The 1,910-nt window shown below is 60.3% G+C and carries 1 protein-coding gene and 1 pseudogene; both read left to right on the top strand.

What is annotated here, in order from left to right; all coding sequences use genetic code 11:
* Positions 1 to 12: 12 nt before the first annotated feature.
* Positions 13 to 1,605, top strand: coding sequence for an ABC transporter substrate-binding protein (locus AC0L25_RS32290; protein ID WP_473599163.1), 1,593 nt, complete (start codon positions 13 to 15; stop codon positions 1,603 to 1,605).
* An 11-nt stretch (positions 1,606 to 1,616) separates the two neighbouring features.
* Positions 1,617 to 1,910, top strand: a pseudogene (locus AC0L25_RS32285) (ABC transporter permease); the annotation flags it as partial.

Raw genomic sequence — 1,910 nt, 5'->3', positions numbered from 1 at the left:
GAGGAGCACTTAATGTCACAGGAACTCGAGTATCTCAGCCGTGGCGTAGCTACGGGCCTGTTGAGCCGACGTGAATTTCTCGGCCGTGCGACGGCGCTCGGGGTGAGCGCCGCGTTCGCCAACTCCCTTCTCGCGGGTGCTGGGGAGGCGCAGGCAGTTCCGCAAAGAGGAGGCATCCTCAAAGCCGGCCTTCAGGGCGGTGGCGCCACCGACAGTCTCGACCCAGCACTTCCGGCCGGGGCCCCTCCAATCACTTTCGGAAGATGTTGGGGCGAGTTGCTGATGGAAGTGACCCCCGACAATCGCATCGAATACCGCATCGCCGAGGAAGTTGGTTCGTCGAAGGATGTCAAGACCTGGACGCTGAAAATTCGGAAAGGCATCCAGTTCCACAACGGAAAGGAAGTGACGCCCCAAGACGTCGTCGCCACGTTAGAGCGTCATTCCGATAAGGAGTCCAAATCAGGCGCCCTGGGCGTCCTGCGCGGTATCGAGACGATCAGGGCCGATGGCCGCGACGTCGTGATCAGGCTCAGAGAACCCAACATTGATCTGCCTTATTTAATGACCGACTATCACCTGATCATCCAGCCCAATGGCGGCAAGGATGATCCTGCCGCGGGCATCGGGGCCGGCCCCTATAAGGTGACCGTCAACGAGCCGGGCGTTCGGCATGGCGGGGAAAAGTTCAAGGATTACTGGCAGGGTGACAAGCTCGGCCACGCCGACCAGATCGAAATCATCGTCGTCAACGATGCCACGGCACGTATCTCCGCGCTGCAAGGCAAACAGGTCCACATGATCAATCGCGTCGAGCCGAAGGTCATCGACCTGGTCAAGCCGGTACCCGGCGTCACCATCCAGAATGTGACGGGGCGAGGTTGCTACCTCTTCAATATGTTCTGCGACACCGCGCCGTTCAACAACAACGATGTCCGGATGTCGTTGAAGTTTGCCTTGGACCGCGAGCAAATGCTGGACAAGATCCTTCGCGGCTATGGCGCAATAGGTAACGACTTCCCTATCAACGACGCTTATCCGCTATTTTCCGACGAAGTCGAGCAGCGCGCCTTCGATCCGGATAAAGCCAAGTTCCACTATCAGAAGTCGGGCCACAGTGGGTCGATCCTGCTCAGGACCTCCGACGTGGCCTTTCCGGGCGCCGTTGATGCCGCCCAGCTCTATCAGCAGAGTTGCGCCAAGGTTGGCATCACCCTCGAGGTCAAGCGTGAGCCGGGAGACGGTTACTGGACGGAGGTGTGGCAAAAGCAGCCCTTTTATGCCTCCTATTGGACCGGGCGCTCAACGCAGGACCAGATGTACTCGAGTGCCTATCTGTCGACGGCGGAGTGGAACGACACTCACTTCTTCAACGAGAAATTCGACAAGCTCCTCATCGAAGCGCGCGCCGAACTCGACCAGGACAAGCGCAAGAACCTCTATCGCGAAATGGCCATCATCGTTCGGGACGAGGGCGGTGTGATCGTGCCGTTCTTCAACCAGTTCATCGACGCGACAGGGCCGGGCGTGAAAGGCTTCGTGAAGCATCCTGCGCGAGATATGAGCAACGGCTACGCATTGGCGCAATGCTGGCTCGAAGCGTGAACGGCGTGCTAATGGGCTCGCCCGTTCAGAGGCTGGTTGCCCAGCGCATCGCGCTGGGCATTCTCCTCCTCTTCGCCGTCTCCGTGCTGATCTTCGCGGGCACCCAGATCCTGCCGGGCGACGTGGCCCAGTCCATCCTCGGTCAGTCGGCCACGCCCGAGGCGGTCGCCAATCTGCGCCGTGAGCTCGGTCTCAACGATCCCGCCATTGTGCGCTACTTCCAGTGGGTTGGCGGGGTTTTGACCGGCGATCTGGGTAGCGCGCTCACCACGCGACAGGAGATCGCGGCGACGCTGATGCCGCGG

It is taken from the genome of Mesorhizobium sp. WSM4813 (genome assembly GCF_055811555.1).
The sequence above is the reverse complement of the archived record's forward strand: the minus strand, read 5'-3'. Positions and strand labels throughout refer to the sequence as shown.